Genomic DNA, 19,322 nt, shown 5'->3' with positions numbered 1-19,322 from the left:
CGGCGCAGCTCAATTGGCAAGAGGGCGCTAGACTGGCTGCATGAATTCGGATCTTGCTGCCGCGCACCCGCCCTCTTTGCCTGGCTCAACAGCCCTGGCCTCGCCCGCACAGCGCCCGTCGGTGCGCGTGGCTGTCGTGATGGAGCGGCAGGCGCAGCCCAATCAATGGGAAGCTTGGCGTTTTTCGGTCGTGGATGTGGTCGCGCATGAAGCCGGGTTTGGCCATCAGCCGCGCGTGCTGCGCGATGACGGCAAGCTGCAGACCAGCCTCTACCCAAACTTCGAACTGGCTCTGTTTGCGGATGAGGCCGAAGGCTATTTTCTTAATTTGAATACGCGCGCCCCGGTTTGGTTTGTGGTCTGGCGCATTGATGATGAAGACCCCTCATCGGCCTGGGCCGAACGCGTGAGCCTCAGCTATACCGAAGCTGGCCGCTGGTTGGACGCGCAGGAGCGGGTCGACAACGTGCCGCTGCCGGCCGATCTGGCAGCTTGGTTGCAAGCCTTTGTTGAGCAGCATTACCGCCCCGAAGTGAAGAAGGAGCGGCGCCGCCCGCAGTCCTTCTTGCCGCCGGAGCAAAGACGCTGATGGCGGCTCAGGACAAAGACGCGGCCGCCCAGGAGCCGGTCGGCTTTTTGGCGCGCTGGGGCAAACGCAAGGCCGAGGCTCGCGCGCCAGTGGCGGCGGCGCCCTTGACGCTGCCCTTGACGCCGCCGCAAGCCAAAGAAGCTGCGGCAGCAGAAGTTGCCGCCGAGCCCGCCCCGAGCTACGCCGATGTCGAACTGTTGACGCAGGCCAGCGACTACACGCGCTTCATGAGTCAGGATGTTGATGCCGGCGTGCAGCGTGCGGCGATGAAAAAACTGTTCTTCTCCGACCCCCATTTCAACTTGATGGACGGGCTCGATACCTATATTGATGATTACAGCCAGCCCGACCCGCTACCCTTGAGCATGTTGCGGCAGTTGCATCAAAGTCAGGCCTTGGGCTTGTTCGAGCTTGAAGAAGAAGCGCCAGTTGCCGCAGCGCAAGACCTGACCCCGCCAAAACTTGTCGCACCCGAAACCCCGAGCCCTATCCATGACGACGACCACGCTGATTTGCGACTGCAACAAGACGATGCCGCTGGACGGCCCGGCCCTGAAGACGGCTCTGAAAGCGGCGCTCGGGCCTGAAGCCGGCGCGGGTCTGGAGACGGTTCACACCTTGCTGTGTCGCCGCGAGGCCGCCGCGTTTCAGCGCGCAGCCAAGTCCGGTGACGATCTGTTGGTGGCCTGCACCCAGGAAAGCCGGCTGTTCCTGCAGCTGAATGAGCAGACCGAGGGTGCGCTGCCGCTCAGCGAGCGGCCGATTCGCTTCGTCAATATTCGCGAGACGGGTGGCTGGTCCAAGGACGGCCTGCAGGCCAGCCCCAAGATCGCTGCGCTGCTGGCGCTGGCGCAATTGCCCGATGCCGCGCCGGTGCCGACGGTCAGTTATCGCTCGCAAGGCCGTGCCTTGATCATTGGTGATGCTGAGCGCGCCGCGCGTGCGGCCGAGATGCTGGCCGATAAGCTGGACCTGAGTTTGCTGCTGCACCCAGGGCAGGGCGCATTGCCGCAGACCCGCACGCTGCCGGTCTTTGCTGGCGAGCAGGTGCAGATCAGCGGTTGGCTGGGTGCGTTTGAAGTCAGCTGGACGCAGCGCAATCCGATTGACCTGGACCTGTGTACCCGCTGCAATGCCTGCGTCGAGGCCTGCCCTGAAGGCGCGATCGATTTCAGCTACCAAGTTGATCTGAGCAAGTGCCGCAGCCACCGCGACTGCGTCAAGGTTTGCGCCGCCGCCGGAGCCATAGATTTTGATCGCTTGCCACAGAGCCGCAGCGAGTCGTTCGATCTTGTGCTGGACCTGAGTCGCGCGCCCTTGATCTCCCTGCATCAGCCGCCGCAGGGCTATTTCCACGCTGGTGACGACGCGCAGCTGATGGCCGCCGTCTTGCAACTGCGCGAGGCGGTCGGTGAGTTCGAGAAGCCCAAATTTTTCAACTACAAGCAAAAGCTTTGCGCGCACAGCCGCAATGAGCAGATCGGCTGCACGGCTTGCATCGATGTCTGTTCGGCGCAAGCGATTCGCAGCGATGCGTCCAGAAAAGGCAAGGCCGGCGGGCCGACCTTGGCCGGCATCATCGTGGAGCCGCATCTGTGTGTGGGTTGCGGTGCTTGCACCACCGTCTGCCCGAGCGGCGCGTTGCAATACGCGACGCCCGGGCCTGATGCCCAGGGTCAACGCATACGCACGCTGCTGAGCACTTATGCCCGCGCGGGCGGGAAGGACGCGGCGCTGCTGATCCACAGCCAAGGCGGCGGCGCCAAGTTGGTCGGCGAGCTGGGCCGCGCGGCGCGTACGCGGGCGGCCGTGCAGGGCGTGCCGGCCCGTGTGCTGCCGCTCGATGCCTGGCATACCGCCTCAATGGGGATGGAGTTGTGGCTGTCGGCGATTGCCTACGGCGCCTCCCAGGTCTGGGTTTTGATGACGACGGAAGAAGCGCCCGACTACCGCGCCGCCGTGCGTGCGCAGATGGCCGCAGCCCAGGCGATCCTGCATGGCCTGGGCTTCAAGGGGCAACATCTGACCCTGATTGAGGCCACGGACCTTGCGGCCTTGGATCTGGCTTTGCAGGCGCAGCCGGCCCAATCCGTGCCGCAAGTCGCCAGCTACCGCGTGCTGGCCGACAAGCGCGCCACCTTGGAGTTATGCCTGGACCATTTGATGACCCAGGCGACACAGCTGCCCGACGAGATTGCCTTGCCGGCTCTGGGCAGCCCTTTTGGGACATTGCAGGTCGACCCGGATCGCTGCAGCATGTGTTTGAGTTGCGTCAGCGCCTGCCCTGCAGCCGCCCTGGCCGACAACCCGGACAAGCTGCAACTGCGCTTCATCGAAAAGAACTGCGTCCAATGTGGCCTGTGCGCGAGCACCTGCCCAGAGCGCGCGATCAGCTTGCAGCCCAGATTCTTGCTGGCCGACGGTGGGCGGCTGCGCAAGCAAATGCGAGTGTTGAATGAGGTCGAACCGTTTTGCTGCGTCCGCTGCGCCAAGCCCTTCGCGACGCCGAAGGCGATCGAGCTGATGTTGGCCAAGCTGGGTGCTCACCCGATGTTCCAAGGAGCCGCTGCCGATCGATTGAAAATGTGCGGCGATTGCCGCGTCATCGCGATGCACAGCAACCCCAATGAAGTCAGGATCGATCAGCTATGAGCAAGACTGCCTCAATCGACTTTCACAGCCCGGATGCGGCTGAAGAGTTGGCCCGTGCCGAGGTTTACGGCTTGCTGGCCGAGTTGTTCTACGCGCCGCCCTCGAATGACTTGTACAGCCAGTTGCGCGTGGCGGTGACCGAGGCACCCATGGCGGGCGCCTTCTTGGAATCGTCTTGGGGTGAGTTGGTGGCAGCCTCGCGGCGTCTGGGCTTGGCGGCCATAGAGGCCGAGTTTGTCGCCCTGTTCGGCGGCGTCGGCAAGCCGGCGGTTTGCCTGTTCAGCTCGCAGTATTTGGCCGGCTCGCTGAATCAACAGCCCTTGGTCGAGTTGCGTAGCGCCTTGGCGGCGCTGGGCCTGGAGCGACCGCAAACGGTGCTGGAGACCGAGGACCATGTCGCCAGTCTGTGTGAAGTGATGCGTTACCTGATCGCCGGCGAGGACGCCGGTGTCAGCAATCTGGCCGGGCAGCAGCGCTTTTTCAACCTTCACCTGCGCGGCTGGGTTGATGGACTTTGCGATGCGCTTAGCGCCCAGCCACAGGCTGATTTTTATCGCGCCTTGGCCGGCTTTGCGCGGGACTTCTTTGCCGTCGAAGCGCAGGGTTTTGATCTGCTTGAGACCTGAGTTTTCTCTGCCTGTGCGCTGCGCGGGTGTAGCCCGATGCAAAAACCAGGCAACAGGGCTATATTCGTCCAGCAAGCTTGTTACGGAGTTGATGACCATGAGTATGAGCAAACAGCAAGTCACCGAAAAGATGGACAGCATGGCAGCCAGCGCACCGTTGAAGCGACGCGGTTGGCTATTGGGCTTAGGTGCGGCGGGTGCTGCCGCCGTGGTGGCCAAGGCCTTGCCCGTCGTTGCGGTCGAGGAGCAGGCCCCTGCTCTTGCTGAGAAGGTGGCGGCCGACACCGCCGGTGGCTATCAGCTCAGCCCGCATGTGCTGCGCTATTACGAAACCGCGCGCTCCTGATTTCACCTTCTGGTACTGGGTTTTGACGGGCCGACAACAGGCCCCGCTGGAGACAATATGCTGCTGACACGCAAGACTTCTGCCACTGCGTCGACTTCGACGGGCCTGCTGAACAGCCTGAGCCGGGGCCTCGATGGCCAACGCAGGGCCATTCCGACCATGGACCGACGCCTGTTCCTGCGTCGCTCCGGTTTGGGCTTGGGCGCTGGCTTGGCCGCCACGCAGCTCAGCCTGGTGCAGCGCAATGCCCAGGCCGCCGAAACTGCGGCGCCGGCCGCCGGTCCTGGCGCCAAGGTGGAAGTCAAGCGCACCATCTGCGGCCATTGCTCGGTGGGTTGCGCGGTCGACGCGGTGGTCGAGAACGGCGTCTGGGTGCGCCAAGAGCCGGTGTTTGACTCACCCATCAATCTGGGCGCGCATTGCGCCAAGGGTGCGGCCTTGCGCGAGCATGGCGCCGGCGAGCACCGGCTGCGCACGCCGATGAAGCTGGTGAACGGCAAGTACCAGAAAATCAGCTGGGACGTGGCGCTGACCGAAATCAGCGCCAAGATGCTTGAGTTGAAGAAACAGTCCGGCCCGGACTCGGTCTTTATCGTCGGCTCCTCCAAACACAATAACGAGCAGGCCTATCTGCTGCGCAAGTGGGTGAGCATGTGGGGCAGCAATAACTGCGACCACCAGGCGCGCATCTGCCATTCCACCACGGTGGCCGGCGTGGCCAATACCTGGGGTTACGGCGCGATGACCAACTCGTACAACGATATGCGCAACTCCCGCGCTGCGATGTACATCGGCTCGAACGCGGCCGAGGCCCATCCGGTCTCGATGTTGCACATGCTGCATGCCAAGGAAAACGGCTGCAAGATGATCGTCGTCGACCCGCGCTTCACCCGCACGGCGGCCAAGGCCGATGACTATGTGCGCATCCGCTCCGGCTCTGACATCCCCTTCGTGTTCGGCCTGATTTATCACATCTTCAAGAACGGCTGGGAAGACAAGCAGTACATCCACGACCGTGTCTTCGGCATGGACAAGGTGCGTGAGGAGATCATGGCCAAGTGGACGCCGGACAAGGTGCTTGAGGCCTGCGGCGTCGACGAGGCCACTTGCTACAAGGTGGCCAAGACCTTGGCCGACAACCGGCCCAGCACGGTGGTCTGGTGCATGGGCCAGACCCAGCACACCACCGGCAATGCGGTGGTGCGGGCGTCCTGCATCCTGCAGTTGGTACTGGGCAATGTGGGCGTGAGTGGCGGCGGCACGAATATCTTCCGTGGCCACGACAACGTTCAAGGTGCCACCGATGTAGGCCCGAATCCCGACTCGCTGCCTGGCTATTACGGCCTGGCCGAGGGTGCCTGGAAGCATTTCGCCAAGATCTGGGATGTCGACTTCGAGTGGATCAAAAAGCAGTACGCGCCGGGTATGTTGACCAAGCCCGGCATGACCGTCTCGCGCTGGATCGATGGTGTGCTGGAGAAGAACGAGCTGATCGACCAGGACAGCAATCTGCGCGGCCTGTTCTTCTGGGGCCATGCGCCCAACTCGCAGACCCGTGGTCTGGAGATGAAGAAGGCGATGGACAAGCTCGACCTGCTGGTTGTGGTTGACCCGTTCCCGTCCGCTACCGCCGCGATGGCCGCCATGCCTGGCAAGGCGGAGGAGCTGAACCCGAACCGCGCGGTCTATCTGCTGCCGGCCTGCACGCAGTTCGAAACCAGCGGTTCCTGCACCGCGTCGAACCGCTCACTGCAATGGCGCGAGAAGGTGATCGAGCCGCTGTGGGAGTCGCGCACCGATCACATGATCATGTACCAGCTGGCGCAAAAACTTGGCTTTGACAAAGAGCTGATGAAGAGCGGCAAGCTGGTGGCGGGCAAGGGCGGCATGATGGAGCCGGAGCCCGAGTCGCTGCTGCGCGAGATCAACCGTGGCCTGTGGACGATTGGCTATACCGGCCAGAGCCCTGAGCGGCTCAAAGCGCATATGCGCAATATGAATGTCTTCGATGTCAAGACCCTGCGCGCCAAGGGCGGCATCGACAAGGAAACCGGCTACAAGCTCGACGGCGACTACTTCGGCCTGCCTTGGCCCTGCTACGGCACGCCCGAGCTCAAGCACCCCGGTTCGCCCAATCTCTACGACACTTCCAAGCATGTGATGGAGGGCGGCGGCAACTTCCGCGCTAACTTCGGCGTTGAGCGGGATGGCGTCAGCTTGCTGGCCGAAGATGGCTCTCATTCCAAGGGCTCGGCCATCACCACCGGCTACCCGGAGTTCGACCATCTGCTGCTCAAAAAACTGGGCTGGTGGAACGACCTGACCGAGGCCGAAATGAAGTTGGCCGAGGGCAAGAACTGGAAGACCGATCTGTCCGGTGGCATCCAGCGTGTGGCGATGGCACATGGCTGCCATCCCTTCGGTAACGCCAAGGCGCGGGCGGTGGTCTGGAACTTCCCCGATCCGATTCCGCAGCACCGGGAAGCCTTGTTCTCGACCCGGCCAGACTTAATTGCCAAGTACCCCACGCATGATGACAAGAAGAGCTTCTGGCGCTTGCCCACGCTGTACAAGAGCGTGCAGGACAAGAACATCGACATTGGTAAGACTTATCCCCTGATCATGAGTTCGGGCCGTTTGGTCGAGTACGAGGGCGGCGGCGAGGAGACGCGCTCGAACCGCTGGCTGGCTGAGTTGCAGCAGCATATGTTTGTCGAGATCAACCCGGCCACGGCCAATGACCGAGGTATCCGCGACGGTGAGGATGTCTGGGTGACCACGCCGACTGGCGCCAAGCTGACCGTGCGGGCCCTGGTGACCGAGCGGGTCGACCGCGATACCGTCTGGCTGCCGTTTCACTTCTCGGGCCGCTGGCAGGGCGTTGATCTGCTGCAGCATTACCCGGAAGGCGCAGCACCCATTGTGCGCGGCGAGGCGGTCAATACCGCCACGACTTATGGTTATGACAGCGTGACGATGATGCAAGAGACCAAGACGACGGTCTGCCAAATCGCTAAAGCGACCGTCTAAGGGGAGTACTGACATGGCAAGAATGAAATTCATCTGCGACTCGGAGCGCTGCATCGAGTGCAATGGCTGCGTGACCGCCTGCAAGGCCGAGCATGACATCCCCTGGGGTGTCAACCGCCGCCGCGTCGTCACCTTGAACGATGGCGTGGCGGGCGAGAAAAGCATCTCGGTCGCCTGCATGCATTGCTCGGACGCGCCCTGCATGGCGGTCTGCCCGGTCAACTGCTTTTACCGCACCGACGAAGGTGTGGTGCTGCATGACAAAGACATCTGTATTGGCTGCGGCTACTGCTCCTACGCCTGCCCCTTTGGCGCACCACAGTTCCCCAGCACCGGCGCCTTTGGTCTGCGCGGCAAGATGGACAAATGCACTTTCTGTGCCGGTGGCCCCGAAGAAAATGGCAGCCAGGCCGAGTTTGAAAAATACGGCCGCAACCGTCTGTCCGAGGGCAAGTTGCCGGCCTGTGCCGAGATGTGCTCAACCAAGGCCTTGCTGGCCGGCGACGGTGATGTGGTCGCCGACATTCTGCGCAACCGGGTGCTGGTGCGTGGCAAGGGCAGCGAGGTCTGGGGCTGGGGCACTGCTTACGGCAAGCCCGTCGGCGGCAAGCCCGGCGAGGCGAAATCATGAAGGCCCGGCTCTTGGCGCTCGCCGCGATTGCTTTGTTGAATCTGCAGGCTTGTGCCGAACGCGAGCAAAAGCTGCTCAAGAGGGCGGGCTCCGATGCGTCGACCTGGAGCGTCAGCGCGGCCGCCAATCCGGCCTTCAAGGCGCCCGGCTGGACGCCTGGCGACCAAGCCTCTTGGGAGGGCCAGATACGCCGGCGCAACCAGGCGCAGAACGACTATTCACGCTGAAGACGGAGGCCAAGATGCGCAACTTCTTTGCTTCTTTGCTGGCGTTGTTGACACTGTCGGTGGCCTGCGCGCAGGCCGCACCGGACTCCGCAGCTTCGGCCGCTGCGGCGGTCGCGCCACCGGCTGGTTTTGTCGCTCCGGCCCTGCCCAAGGCGGACGACAGCAACGCCCAGCGCGCCAAATCCCAGCCCGGCAATAACGCGCCTTTTTGGCGGGCCGTGCATGGCTCCGGTGATCATGCCGGTACCAGCAATCTGCCCGGCGCTGAGAAGGGCGTCTTGATTCAGTCCATGATCCAGTACCCCGGCTCCAAGCTGACCACGGCCGGCGAGGCCTGGCGCCAAGTACGCAATCAGTGGATCATTCCCTATGGTGGGTCGCTGCTCTTGATCACGGTGTTGGCCTTGGCGCTGTTCTATTTTTCCAAGGGCACGCTGGGCGGCCATGTGCCCTATACCGGCCGCCTGATCGAACGCTTCACCTATTTCGAGCGCGCCGCGCACTGGAGCAACGCGGCGGCCTTCAGTCTGCTGGCCATCTCGGGCCTGGTGATGGCCTTCGGCAAGTTCTTCTTGCTGCCGGTGCTGGGTGCCACGCTGTTCGGCTGGCTGACCTATGCGCTGAAGACCGCACACAATCTTGCCGGCCCGCTGTTTGCGGTCTCGCTCTTGGTGGTGTTCATGACCTTTGTACGTGACAACTTGCCTACAGTTCATGACCTCAAATGGATGCTCAAGGGCGGTGGTCTGTTCGGTGAACATGAAGTGCCGTCGGCGCGCTTCAATGCCGGTGAGAAGGTGGTGTTCTGGGGTGGTGTGTTCTTGCTCGGCTTCACCGTTGTCGGTTCGGGCCTGGTGCTTGATCAGTTGCTCCCGGGTCTGGCCTATTTGCGCGGTGATATGCAGATCGCTCACATGATCCACGCGGTTGCGGCCATGCTGATGATGGTGCTCTTCCTCGGCCACATTTATATGGGCACCGTGGGCATGAAGGACGCGCTGAAGGCGATGCAGACCGGTATGGTCGATGAGGGCTGGGCAAAAGAACATCATGAACTCTGGTTCGATGACATTCGCGCTGGCAACATCCCCGCCCAACGCTCGACGCCAGTGGATCAGTCGCGGCCAGCGAATCCGGCCGCTCAGCACTGAACAACGACGACATTTGACAAGGAAGCCGATCATGCGCCGCTTGACCAACTCTTTTCCTAGACTGTGCCTGGCCACCTTGATCTGTCTGGCGGCCGCGGGCGTTTCAGCCAAGTTGCCGGCGGCCAGCGATGAAGCCAAGGCCAAGGCGGCCGCTGCAGCTGCAAAGACGGCTTGGTCCGACAAGCTGGCGGCCTACCAGCTCTGCCAAGCGATGAACCGGGTTGCCGATGGCTACCGAAAAAATGCCAAGGCCGAAGGTCGCGAGGTCCAGCCTGCTGTGGATACGCCGGCTTGCGTCGATCCAGGAGCCTTTGTGCCGCCCGAGCTGCTTGCCGTATCAGCCGCTGCCTCTGCTCCTGCGACAGCTCCAGTTCCGGCCAAGAAGTGACGACCCTGGATCTGAACCCTTCGACATCCTTGCATGATTTCTGGGACCTTGGCGCGCGCTCAAATTTGACGACGAACGCCCAGGGTTGGCTGCTGCCTAACGATGATTTTCTGCGGCTGTGGCTGCAGGGCCCCGAGTTGACCTTGTTGGACGAGTCATGTCCGGCCGAGATCGCGCTCCACCAAGCCTTGTCGCTCGCGCCCTCAGTAGCTGTTTCGCCCGCCCAGTTGGTGGAAATCGCGGACCCCGACGCGCGCGCCAACTATCAGTTCTTTTTGCGTTTCAGAGACGAGTTGCTGGCCGCCGGCACCTTGGAAGCCTGCTATTTGGGCCTGCTCGGGCGCCCCTTGAACCTGCCGCCGGTGTTTCTGGACGGACTGGTTGCAGCCATCGTGGGCCACCTGCAGGCCGGCCAGGCGGATGCTTTTCAAGTCCGGGCTGGGCAAATGCTATTCCGCACGCAGCGACTGAGCTTGGTCGAGGGCCGGCTGCTCTGTGTCGATCAGCAGGGCTTGGATCAGCGCCAAGCCGCTGCAGGCCTGTTGGACGTGCTGAGCCCGGGCAATGCCGCCGACTTCTGGCGCGCTGGCGCTGATGGTCTGTTCGCGCTCGACCTGACGCATGAGATCAGCACCGAACTCGGCCATGGCTTCAAATTCAATCTCACGCTGAAACATTCGGGCCTGAGTGCGCTGGCCCGCGTGCTTGAACAATGGCTGCAGCATTTTCTGGGGCAGCCGCTCAGCATCACGCCGCTGCAAAAGGTCGATGACCCAGCTTGGAGCTGGCATATCGGCCTGGATGTGGAGGCGATGGGCTTGCTGAACGATTTGTACGAGGGCCAGCCGCTTGCGAACGAGCGCCTGACGCAGCTGATCAGCCTGTTCAGACTTGATGTTCCGGGCGGCTATGCCAAGCCCATTTACCTGGGTCTGGCGATGACGGCCGACAAGCGGCTGAAGCTGAAGCCGCAGAACCTCCTCCTGAATTTGCCGGCCGAGCTGGCCTTGCTGGGGTGATCGCCGTTTGAGCGCAGCATTTTCCGAGAGCCTGGGCGCGGCGTGGGCGATGCTGCTGAGCGCCGACCCGGTATTGATGCACACCTTGCGCCTGTCCTTGCTGGTCAGCGGCTCGGCCTGCTTGATCGCCGCCGGCTTTGGGCTGGCCGCAGGCGCCTGGGTGGCGGTCGCGCGCTTCCCCGGTCACCGCATCCTGCAGGGCTTTTTGGCGACCTTGTTGGCTCTGCCCTCGGTGGTGGTGGGTCTGGTGGTCTATCTGCTCTTGTCGCGCAGCGGGCCACTTGGTTCCTGGGGCATTTTGTTCACGCCGTCAGCGATGGTGCTGGCGCAGACCATTTTGGTCTTGCCGGTGATGGCCGCGCTCTCGCAGCAACTGGTGCGCGACGCGCTGCGCGACGGCGGCGAGCAGCTTCGCTCGATGGGTGCGCGGCCTTTTACCGCTGCCTTGCTGATGCTGGTCCATGAGCGCTGGGCCGTGCTGACGATTTTGCTGACCGCCTTCGGGCGCGCGATCTCTGAAGTTGGCGCGGTGATGATTGTCGGCGGCAATATTGACGGGGTGACCCGTGTCATCACCACCTCGATTGCTCTTGAAACCAGCAAGGGCGATCTGCCACTGGCGTTGGCGCTGGGCCTGGTGCTGCTGGGTCTGGTCGCTCTGATCAATCTCATGATTGCACTGGTGCAGGCATGGCAACGGTCGCAGGGCGGGCAGTCGGAGTATGCCAAGTGAGTGATGACTTGCTGAATCTGAAGGACGTCGGCGTTTCCTTCGGCTCTGTGCAGGCGCTGAGCGAGGTCACGCTGCAAGTCCATCAGGGCGAATTCATTGCCCTGGTCGGCGCCAATGGCTCGGGCAAGACCACGCTCTTGCAGGCCTTGCACGGCTTGCTGCCGCTGAGCGGCAGTCGCACGGTGGGCCAGAGTTGCGGGCCGCAGGTGATGGTGTTTCAGCGGCCCTTCATGTTGCGGCTGTCGGTGCGGCGCAATCTGCTGTTGGCGCTGTGGCTGGCTGCCGTTCCGCGGCTAGAGCGGGCGACGCGGGCCAATGAGGCCTTGCAACGTGCAGGGCTGATGGCGCTGGCGGACCGCCCGGCGCGCGGCCTTTCGGGCGGCCAGCAGCAGCGCTTGGCTTTGGCGCGGGCCTGGGCCGTCAGGCCGGCTATTCTTTTTCTGGACGAGCCGACCGCCAACCTCGACCCCTCGGCCAAACAGGAGATCGAGCAACTGCTGGCCGGCTTCAGTGCGGAGGGCATGACCCTGATCATGAGCACGCACAATCTGGGTCAGGCCAAGCGTTTGGCCAGCCGGGTGATCTATCTGGACCGTGGCAAGATCCGTGTCGATCTGCCCAGCGCTGATTTCTTCAACAAGCATGCACTCGATGCAAGGCTTGAATTGTTTCTAAAAGGGGAGTTGACATGGGATTTGCTGTGAAGTCTGTTCTTGCATTCTTGTTCGCCGCAGCCCTGAGCGCGAGCGGCCACGCACAGGATCGGTCTATCGTGATGGCTTCGACCACCAGCACCGAGCAGTCGGGCCTGTTCGCTCATTTGTTGCCGGCCTTCAAAAAAGCCAGTGGCATCGAGGTGCGCGTGGTCGCCCAAGGTACCGGCCAGGCGCTTGATATGGGCCGGCGCGGCGATGCCGATGTCTTGTTCGTGCATGACCAAGTGGCCGAAGAAAGGTTCGTTGCCGAGGGTTTCGGGTTGGCCCGCCGGCCGGTGATGTTCAATGATTTCGTCTTGGTCGGACCGAGCAGTGATCCGGCCGGCGTGCGCGGCCAGGATGTGGTGGTGGGCTTGAACAAGCTGGCCTCGGCCAAGGCGATCTTCGTGTCGCGCGGTGACAAGAGCGGCACCCATGCGGCCGAGCTGCGCTTCTGGAAGGCCGCCGGCATCGCCGACCCCGCCGTCAAGGCAGACGGCAGTCTGTTCGACTACCGCGCCTGTGGCTGCGGCATGGGACCGGCGCTGAATATCGCGTCCAGCGTCGATGGCTATGCTTTGACCGACCGCGGCACCTGGCTGTCCTTCAAGAATCGCGGCAATCTGGCCGTTTTGGTCGAGGGCGACAAGCGCCTGTTCAACCAATATGGCGTGATCGTCGTCAATCCGGCCAAGCACCCGCACACCAAGACCGCGCTGGCACAGGCCTTCTCCGACTGGGTGGTATCGCCGGACGGCCAGGCCACCATTGCCGCCTACAAGATTGGCGGCGAGCAGTTGTTTTTCCCTAACGCAAAAAACTGACGCAAGTTGGAGCAGTGACGTGATTGATCCCAAAGACATCACCGGCCTGATCCTGGCCGGCGGCCGCGGCAGCCGCATGGGCGGCGTCGACAAGGGCCTGCAGCCGTACCAGGGCACGGCCTTGGCCTTGCATGCGCTGTTGCGTTTAGGGCCGCAAGTGGGCGAAGTCATCATCAATGCCAACCGGAACTTGAGTGCCTACGAGTCCATGGGTGCGGCAGTCTGGCCGGACAGCTTGCCCGATTTCGCCGGCCCGCTGGCCGGCTTCATGGCGGGGCTGGAGCATTGCGAGACCCCGTATATGGTCACGGTGCCCTGCGACTCGCCCTTGTTTCCCACTGATATGGTGGCGCGGCTGGCGGCGGCCATGGAGCATGAGAACGCCGAGCTGGCGATGGTGCTGACGACAGACGCCGAGACCGGCCGTCCGCAGCCGCAGCCTGTGTTCTGCCTGCTGAAGACCGAGCTGCTGGAAAGCCTTGTGCGCTTCACCCAAGGCGGCGAAGCCAAGATCGGTAAATGGGCGGCGCAGCATCGCTGTGCGCGGGTCCTGTTTGACGATGCCGAGGCGTTCGCCAATGCCAATACGCTGGACGAGTTGCAGCGCTTGCCTGCGCCTCGCTGAGCTCGAATGCGAAATTTGCCAAGGCTGACCCAATGCTCAGCGCCTTTGACCCATGAAGTGACGGTGCTGGACGAGTTCGGTGCGCGCCGCCCCATGCACATCCCGGCCGAGCGGCCGCTGACGGTGTTCGTTGACAAGCGTGAGTTGGTCACCTTGATGACCCTGGGCCTGGCGCCCGAGCTGCTGGTGCTGGGCTACCTGCGCAACCAGCGTCTGATCAATGACGTGACCGAGATCGAGTCGATCACGGTCGACTGGGAGGTCAATGCGGCGGCCGTGCGCACGCGCGCCGGCATTGCCAATATCGAGCAGAAAACGGCGCAGCGCATCGTGACCACCGGCTGTGGACAGGGTACGGTGTTCGGTGCCCTGATGGCCGATGTGAACAGCGTGCAACTGCCCAGCGCGGCCAGCGCCCGTCTGCGCCAGAGCAGCTTGTACGCGATGCTGGAGCAGGCCCGCAAACTTGACAGCGTCTATAAAAAAGCCGGCTCGGTGCATGGCTGCGCGCTTTTCTGCGGCGAGCAGATGCTGGTTCACATGGAAGACGTGGGTCGCCATAACGCGATCGACAGCATTGCAGGCTGGATGTGGATGCAGGCTGGGGAATTACCCGTTAGCGGGGCAGACAAGTGTTTCTACACCACCGGCCGCCTGACCAGCGAGATGGTGATGAAGTCGGCGCAAATGGGCGTGCCCATCATCGTCTCGCGCAATGGCATCACGCAGATGGGCCATGCCTTGGGGCAGCAACTTGGCCTGACCTTGATAGGCCGCGCCAAAGGCCGGCATTTCATTTGCTATAGCGGTTTCGAGCGCTTCGATGGCGAGCCGGAGCCGGCGCGACTATTGTCGGAGGCGTCGTGAATGAATGACGAACACAAGGCTTTGCAGGCGCTGCTGAGCCGCTATTCGGTCGGACCCAAGCACCTCGCCGAGCCGGGGCCGAATCAGGCGGAGCTGAGTCTGATGGTGGAGGCGGCGCTGCGCGCGCCCGACCATGCCGAGCTGCTGCCCTTTCGCTTCAAAATCGTGCGCGGCGAGGCGCGTGTGCGCATGGCCGAGTTGTTCGTGGCGGCGGGCCGGGCGGCTGGTAAGGACGAGGCCGGTGCCGCGATCGATGCCGAGCGGGCCTTGCGTGCGCCGGTCACCGTGGCGGTGTTGGCGCGCATCGATCTGAGTCATCCCTTGGTGCCGGCCCATGAGCAATGGGCTTGCGTGGGCGGGGCGCTGACCAACTTTCTCAATGCCGCGCATTTATTGGGTTATGGCGGCAAGATGCTGTCCGGCGCCAAGGTACGCGATGCCGCCATCATGGCCGCGTTTTGCGGCCCCGGCGAAACGCTGCTAGGCTGGATCGCCCTGGGCACGCCGCTGCGGCGCGCCACCGGACCCTCGAGAAAGGGCGGCGTGGCGCTCGCCCTTTCTGAATGGCCTTAGCCGGCTAGGCCGACGTAGACGTTTTGCACATCATCCTGGCCGTCGATGGCATCCAGAAAATGCTCGACCTCGGCCATTTCGGCCTCACCCAAAGTGACCGGACTCTTGGACTTGTAGCCAATCTTGGCCGACAGCACGGTGAATCCGAAGTTAGGTAGGGCGCGGCAAACCAGATCCAGGTCGGCCGGCTCGGTCAAGAACAACGTGGCACCGTCCTCGCCGGGCTCGAAGTCCTGCGCGCCGGCTTCGATCGCCGCCAGTTCCGGGTCTGCACCTGGGTTCGGTGCGGCTTCGATCATGCCGAGGTGATCAAAATCCCAGGCCACCGAGCCGGCGGCACCGAGCTGCCCCTTGCGGAAGCAGACGCGGATCTCGGAAACAGTGCGGTTGATGTTGTCGGTCAGACATTCGACGATCACCGGCACACGGTGTGGTGCAAAACCCTCGTAGGTGACGCGCTCGAAATGCACCGGCTCGCCCAGCAGCCCGGCGCCTTTCTTGATCGCCCGCTCAATCGTGTCGCGCGGCATCGAGACTTTTTTGGCCTGCTCGACCACCAGGCGCAGGCGCGCATTCATGTCGGGGTCGGCGCCATTGCGGGCTGCCACCATCAAGTCCTTTGACAACTTGCCGAAAGCGCGACCGCGGGCATTCGCCGCCAGGTCCTTGTGTTTGGCTTTCCATTGCGCACCCATCTGAGAGTCTCCTTGGTTGAAGGCCGGGTTTATACAGCAGCCCCGGGCCTCGATATGAAATAGTTCTTACATCAAGCCGTCAAACGGCAGCACATCAACGAAGTCGCCTGTGGCCACATCGCCTTGTTCATGCCCCAGCAGCACCAGGCCATTGGCCTGACACATGCTGGACAAGATGCCCGAGCCTTGGTTGCCGGTGATGGCGACCTGCCATTGTCCGTCCGGGCGGCGCGTCACGACGCCGCGCTGATACTCGGTGCGGCCGGCTTTCTTGCGCAGCGCGCCGGTGCTGGCCGCGCGCAGCATGGGCATGGGCTCGGAGTTGGCGCCGCTCATGCGCAGCAAGGCATCGCGCACAAAAGCATAAAAAGTCACCATCACCGCGACCGGGTTGCCCGGCAGGCCGAACAGCAGTGCTGATTTTTCACCACTGCGAATGCGCCCAATCGCCATCGGCCGGCCCGGCCGCATGGCGATGCGCCAGAACAGCACTTCACCGAGTTCGGCCATCACCCGCTTGGTGTGGTCGGCTTCGCCGACGCTGACGCCGCCTGAGCTGATGATGGCATCGGCCTGCTGCGCCGCGCGGCCAAAGGCTTCGCGCAGCGCTTCGGGTTGGTCACGCACGATGCCCAGATCGATGATTTCGACACCGAGTCGCTCCAGCATCGCCCACATGGTGTAGCGGTTGCTGTCGTAGACGCAGCCGGGGGGTAGTGGCTCGCCCAAGCCTCTTAACTCGTCGCCGGTGGACATGATGGCGACCCTGAGTCGCCGCCAAACCACCACCTCGGCCAGCCCCAAGGAGGCCAGCAGCCCCAGGTCGGCCGGCTTCAAGACACGCCCAGCCGCCAGCGCCACGCTGCCCAGCGCCAAATCCTCACCGGCCAAGCGGCGGTTGTCGCCGGCGCGCAGGAGACCGGCGGGAATTACGACGAATTCGCCGTCCCTTTGGGTGAATTCCTGCGGCACCACGGTGTCCAGCCCCGGCGGCATCAAAGCGCCGGTCATGATGCGTTGGCAATGGCCCGGCGCCAAGGCCGCGCTCGGTACAGCGCCGGCCAGGCTGGTGCCGGCCAGCCGCAGCCGCGTCTGGCCGCCAGGCAAGAGGTCGCTGGCGCGCAAGGCATAGCCGTCCATGGCCGAGTTGTCGGCAGCGGGCACTTGCAGCGGCGAGATGAGGTCGGCCGCCAGCACCCGGCCCAACGCGGCGCGCAGGCCCAGTTTTTCCGTCTCTTGCGGCAAGGGCAAGAGCGCTTTGATGAACTGCTGCGCCAGCTCGACCCGCAGTGCTTGCGGGTCATAACCGTCCAGCCGGGCGGCAATGGCTTCAAAAGTTGGGTTCATGGCTGAGCTTCCGGCAGCGACTTCGGCGCATTCAGAGCTGTATGCACGCGCAGCGCCACATAGGCATCGTTGGCGGCGTAAAGCAGCTGGCGCTCCGTCAGCTGGCGCTCGGCCCAGTTGGAGGTGGTGATTTTTTTCGACTTGTGAAACTTCTGCTCAAACATGATGGCCACGGCGGCGCGCGCGCCGGTCGAGTTGGCGTAGCCGTCTTTGCGAAAAACCTGGTTCAAGTCCAGCACGTTGGCCAAGCGAAAGCCCAGCTTGTGCTGAATCTGTTCATGATCGGACTCCAGCCCGAAGCCGACCTTCAGGACCTCGCTGGAACACAGCAGGTCGGCCAAAAACTGCCGGCAGTCGCCCTGGTGCAGCTGAAAGATATAGGCCTTTTGCTGAGTCGCAAATTGCACGATGTGCGGGCCTTCACTGACGCTGTCTTTTAAAAAAGTCGGTTTGGACTCGGTGTCAAAGCCGACCACGCCGGCTTGTGCGATGTCCACGGCCGCTGCCTCAAATTGGAGCCGGGTGGTCGGCACCAGGATCTGGTCCAGACGCAAGCATTCAAACGGCGGCAGCAAGGTGGTTTGCTCTTTGCTCGGGGCTATTTTTCTTGTCATATCCGGGTTTCAGTTCGGTCAGTTTCAACGCAGGCGGCGGCTCATCAAGTCCTTGGCCAGCACCTGTCCGTCCTGCAGCTTGATCGCGCCCTCCAGCCGGCCATAACGGGTGAAACCACAGCCCTCGTACAGGCGCACGGCGCGGGTGTTGCTGCTGGTCACCGTCAGCGTGACCAACTCCAGCACCGGCTCGCCTTGCAGCAGCGTCAAGGCACGCTCCAGCAAACGACGGCCCACGCCTTGCCCATGCATCTCGTTGCTGACCATCATGCCGACGATGTGGGCGATGTGGCGCACCTTGACGCGCGCCTCATGCTCGCAACTGATGGCGCCAATCATGCGCGGCCCGGCCCAGGCGCACAGGGTGAAGAGGTTGGCGCCGTCGCCGCCGGCGCTGAGCCGGCCCCGGTAGCTGTCGGCGTCGCGCAAGAGCTCGGTTGCCGCATCCGAGGTAAAGGCTTGCGGATGGTCGGCCAACATGCCGTCGCGCAGCTCTTTGTAAGCCGCCAAATCGGCCAAGCGCATCAGCCTGATGGGTGGATCGGCGGTGAAGTCCTTGCTTGGCATGTGCGCTCAGCCTCCGATGTAGTGCATTTCAACCCGTCGCTCGCCCGGGCCAAGCTCGGCAGCGCCACTGGCGCGCAGTTGTGAATAGCGATCACTTCGCGAGCCCCAGAGCAAGCCCAGCGCGCCACTGAGTTCGGCGTCGCTGGCCTCGCTGCGCAGCAGCGCACGCAAATCATGGCCGCTGTGAGCGAATAGACAGGTGTAGAGCTTGCCCTCGGTGGACAGGCGTGCGCGGTTGCAGTCGCCGCAAAAGGCTTGCGTGACGCTGGAGATCAGCCCGATCTCGCCCTGGCCGTCGGCGTAGCCCCAGCGTTCGGCCGTTTCGCCCGCGACGCTGGCCGACAGCGGCTGCAGCTCAAATTCTTCGCGCAGCCGCGCCAGCACCGCACTGGACGGCAGCACCTCGTCCATGCGCCAACCGTTGGTGGCGCCGACATCCATGTATTCGATGAAGCGCAAGCTGACGCCGCAGCCGCGAAAATGCCGCGCCATCGGCAAAATCTCTTGGTCATTGACGCCGCGCTTGACCACCATATTGACCTTGATGGGGCCCAGGCCGGCCGCTTGGGCTGCGTCTATGCCGGCCAGCACGTCGGCGACGGGGAAGCCGACATCGTTCATACGCTGGAACACCGCGTCGTCGAGCCCGTCCAGGCTGACCGTCACGCGCTGCAGTCCGGCCGCCTTCAAAGAAGCGGCCTTGCGGGCCAGCAGCGAGCCATTGGTGGTCAGGGTCAGGTCCAGCGGCTTGCCCTCGGGCGTGCGGATCTCGCTGAGCATTTCGATCAGCGCCTCGATATGTCGGCGCAGCAGCGGCTCGCCGCCGGTCAGGCGCAGTTTTTGCACGCCGTGGGCGACAAAGACGCGCGCCAAGCGGCTGATCTCTTCGAAGCTGAGCAGGTCGCTGTGCGGCAAGAACTCGTAGTGCTTGTCAAACACCTGCTTGGGCATGCAGTAGCTGCAGCGGAAATTGCAGCGGTCGGTGACCGAAATGCGCAGATCGCGCAAGGGCCGGCCCAGGGCGTCGACCAACAAGCCGCTTGGAGGCACAGACTGCGCCGGGATGGCCGGCCTTGGCTGCAAGCGACGCTGGTCGAGGAGGGGAATCACCTTGTCTGACATA

The 19,322-nt window shown here is 63.2% G+C and carries 22 protein-coding genes; 17 read left to right on the top strand and 5 right to left on the bottom strand.

The features are described from left to right. The first annotated feature begins 40 nt into the window (after positions 1–40). From LNV09_RS08745 to LNV09_RS08665, 17 genes are all read left to right on the top strand, one after another. Positions 41–589 (top strand): DUF3305 domain-containing protein, encoded by a 549-nt coding sequence (locus LNV09_RS08745; protein WP_263556697.1) that lies wholly within the window; start codon positions 41–43, stop codon positions 587–589. Next, positions 589–1,176: a DUF3306 domain-containing protein gene (locus tag LNV09_RS08740; protein WP_263556696.1), complete on the top strand. Its 588-nt coding sequence runs from the start codon at positions 589–591 to the stop codon at positions 1,174–1,176. The genes LNV09_RS08745 and LNV09_RS08740 overlap by 1 nt, the downstream gene beginning before the upstream one ends. Continuing rightward, complete coding sequence (locus LNV09_RS08735; protein ID WP_411969244.1) at positions 1,121–3,241, top strand: 4Fe-4S dicluster domain-containing protein; 2,121 nt, start codon at positions 1,121–1,123, stop codon at positions 3,239–3,241. The genes LNV09_RS08740 and LNV09_RS08735 overlap by 56 nt, the downstream gene beginning before the upstream one ends. Further along, complete coding sequence (locus LNV09_RS08730) at positions 3,238–3,867, top strand: TorD/DmsD family molecular chaperone (protein WP_263556694.1); 630 nt, start codon at positions 3,238–3,240, stop codon at positions 3,865–3,867. The genes LNV09_RS08735 and LNV09_RS08730 overlap by 4 nt, the downstream gene beginning before the upstream one ends. A 97-nt stretch (positions 3,868–3,964) precedes the next feature. After that, a complete protein-coding gene (locus LNV09_RS08725; RefSeq protein WP_263556693.1) occupies positions 3,965–4,213 on the top strand; it encodes a formate dehydrogenase in 249 nt (82 codons plus the stop codon). 57 nt (positions 4,214–4,270) lie between these two features. Next, complete coding sequence (locus LNV09_RS08720; protein WP_263556692.1) at positions 4,271–7,243, top strand: formate dehydrogenase subunit alpha; 2,973 nt, start codon at positions 4,271–4,273, stop codon at positions 7,241–7,243. 13 nt (positions 7,244–7,256) lie between these two features. After that, a complete protein-coding gene (fdh3B, locus tag LNV09_RS08715) occupies positions 7,257–7,874 on the top strand; it encodes a formate dehydrogenase FDH3 subunit beta (RefSeq protein ID WP_263556691.1) in 618 nt (205 codons plus the stop codon). Beyond that, entirely contained in the window at positions 7,871–8,101 is a 231-nt protein-coding gene (locus tag LNV09_RS08710) for a hypothetical protein (protein ID WP_263556690.1), read from the top strand. The genes fdh3B and LNV09_RS08710 overlap by 4 nt, the downstream gene beginning before the upstream one ends. A gap of 14 nt (positions 8,102–8,115) precedes the next feature. Next, the gene (locus LNV09_RS08705; RefSeq protein ID WP_263556689.1) at positions 8,116–9,252 is read left to right on the top strand and encodes a formate dehydrogenase subunit gamma; all 1,137 of its coding nucleotides are present in this window, start codon (positions 8,116–8,118) and stop codon (positions 9,250–9,252) included. A gap of 31 nt (positions 9,253–9,283) precedes the next feature. Continuing rightward, a complete protein-coding gene (locus LNV09_RS08700; RefSeq protein WP_263556688.1) occupies positions 9,284–9,640 on the top strand; it encodes a hypothetical protein in 357 nt (118 codons plus the stop codon). Continuing rightward, a complete protein-coding gene (locus LNV09_RS08695) occupies positions 9,637–10,659 on the top strand; it encodes a DUF6352 family protein (RefSeq protein ID WP_318023278.1) in 1,023 nt (340 codons plus the stop codon). Before LNV09_RS08700 ends, LNV09_RS08695 begins: the two co-directional genes overlap by 4 nt. A 49-nt stretch (positions 10,660–10,708) precedes the next feature. Beyond that, positions 10,709–11,392, top strand: coding sequence for an ABC transporter permease (locus tag LNV09_RS08690; protein WP_263556790.1), 684 nt, complete (start codon positions 10,709–10,711; stop codon positions 11,390–11,392). Then, positions 11,389–12,096, top strand: coding sequence for an ATP-binding cassette domain-containing protein (locus LNV09_RS08685; protein ID WP_263556687.1), 708 nt, complete (start codon positions 11,389–11,391; stop codon positions 12,094–12,096). The genes LNV09_RS08690 and LNV09_RS08685 overlap by 4 nt, the downstream gene beginning before the upstream one ends. Continuing rightward, complete coding sequence (locus LNV09_RS08680) at positions 12,081–12,911, top strand: ABC transporter substrate-binding protein (protein ID WP_263556686.1); 831 nt, start codon at positions 12,081–12,083, stop codon at positions 12,909–12,911. Before LNV09_RS08685 ends, LNV09_RS08680 begins: the two co-directional genes overlap by 16 nt. 19 nt (positions 12,912–12,930) lie before the next feature. After that, positions 12,931–13,536 (top strand): molybdenum cofactor guanylyltransferase MobA, encoded by a 606-nt coding sequence (mobA, locus tag LNV09_RS08675; RefSeq protein ID WP_263556685.1) that lies wholly within the window; start codon positions 12,931–12,933, stop codon positions 13,534–13,536. Positions 13,537–13,542: 6 nt separating this feature from the next. Further along, complete coding sequence (locus LNV09_RS08670) at positions 13,543–14,403, top strand: formate dehydrogenase accessory sulfurtransferase FdhD (protein WP_263556684.1); 861 nt, start codon at positions 13,543–13,545, stop codon at positions 14,401–14,403. Beyond that, a complete protein-coding gene (locus tag LNV09_RS08665) occupies positions 14,404–14,976 on the top strand; it encodes a nitroreductase family protein (protein WP_263556683.1) in 573 nt (190 codons plus the stop codon). It begins immediately after the preceding gene. Here the strand turns inward: LNV09_RS08665 and LNV09_RS08660 are convergent. The 5 genes from LNV09_RS08660 to moaA all read right to left on the bottom strand — a co-directional run bounded on the left by LNV09_RS08660 (position 14,973) and on the right by moaA (position 19,321). Further along, on the bottom strand, positions 14,973–15,671 hold the full coding sequence (locus LNV09_RS08660; RefSeq protein ID WP_263556682.1) for a YebC/PmpR family DNA-binding transcriptional regulator: 699 nt from the start codon (positions 15,669–15,671) through the stop codon (positions 14,973–14,975). The two genes, LNV09_RS08665 and LNV09_RS08660, sit on opposite strands and share 4 nt — an antisense overlap. Positions 15,672–15,737: 66 nt before the next feature. After that, positions 15,738–17,018 (bottom strand): molybdopterin molybdotransferase MoeA, encoded by a 1,281-nt coding sequence (moeA, locus tag LNV09_RS08655; protein WP_263556681.1) that lies wholly within the window; start codon positions 17,016–17,018, stop codon positions 15,738–15,740. Further along, positions 17,015–17,632 carry a 3'-5' exonuclease gene (locus LNV09_RS08650; protein ID WP_263556680.1) on the bottom strand — a complete coding sequence of 206 codons (618 nt, stop codon included), beginning with the start codon at positions 17,630–17,632 and terminating at the stop codon, positions 17,015–17,017. The genes moeA and LNV09_RS08650 overlap by 4 nt, the downstream gene beginning before the upstream one ends. Before the next feature lie 24 nt (positions 17,633–17,656). After that, positions 17,657–18,199: a GNAT family N-acetyltransferase gene (locus LNV09_RS08645; RefSeq protein WP_263556679.1), complete on the bottom strand. Its 543-nt coding sequence runs from the start codon at positions 18,197–18,199 to the stop codon at positions 17,657–17,659. Positions 18,200–18,205: 6 nt separating this feature from the next. Further along, positions 18,206–19,321: a GTP 3',8-cyclase MoaA gene (gene moaA, locus LNV09_RS08640; RefSeq protein ID WP_263556678.1), complete on the bottom strand. Its 1,116-nt coding sequence runs from the start codon at positions 19,319–19,321 to the stop codon at positions 18,206–18,208. Position 19,322: the final 1 nt, after the last annotated feature.

Origin of the sequence: Paucibacter sp. B2R-40 (genome assembly GCF_025717555.1) — a bacterium.
Classification (GTDB): Bacteria; Pseudomonadota; Gammaproteobacteria; order Burkholderiales; family Burkholderiaceae_C; genus Paucibacter_A.
This window is presented reverse-complemented; position numbering and strand designations above follow the sequence as displayed.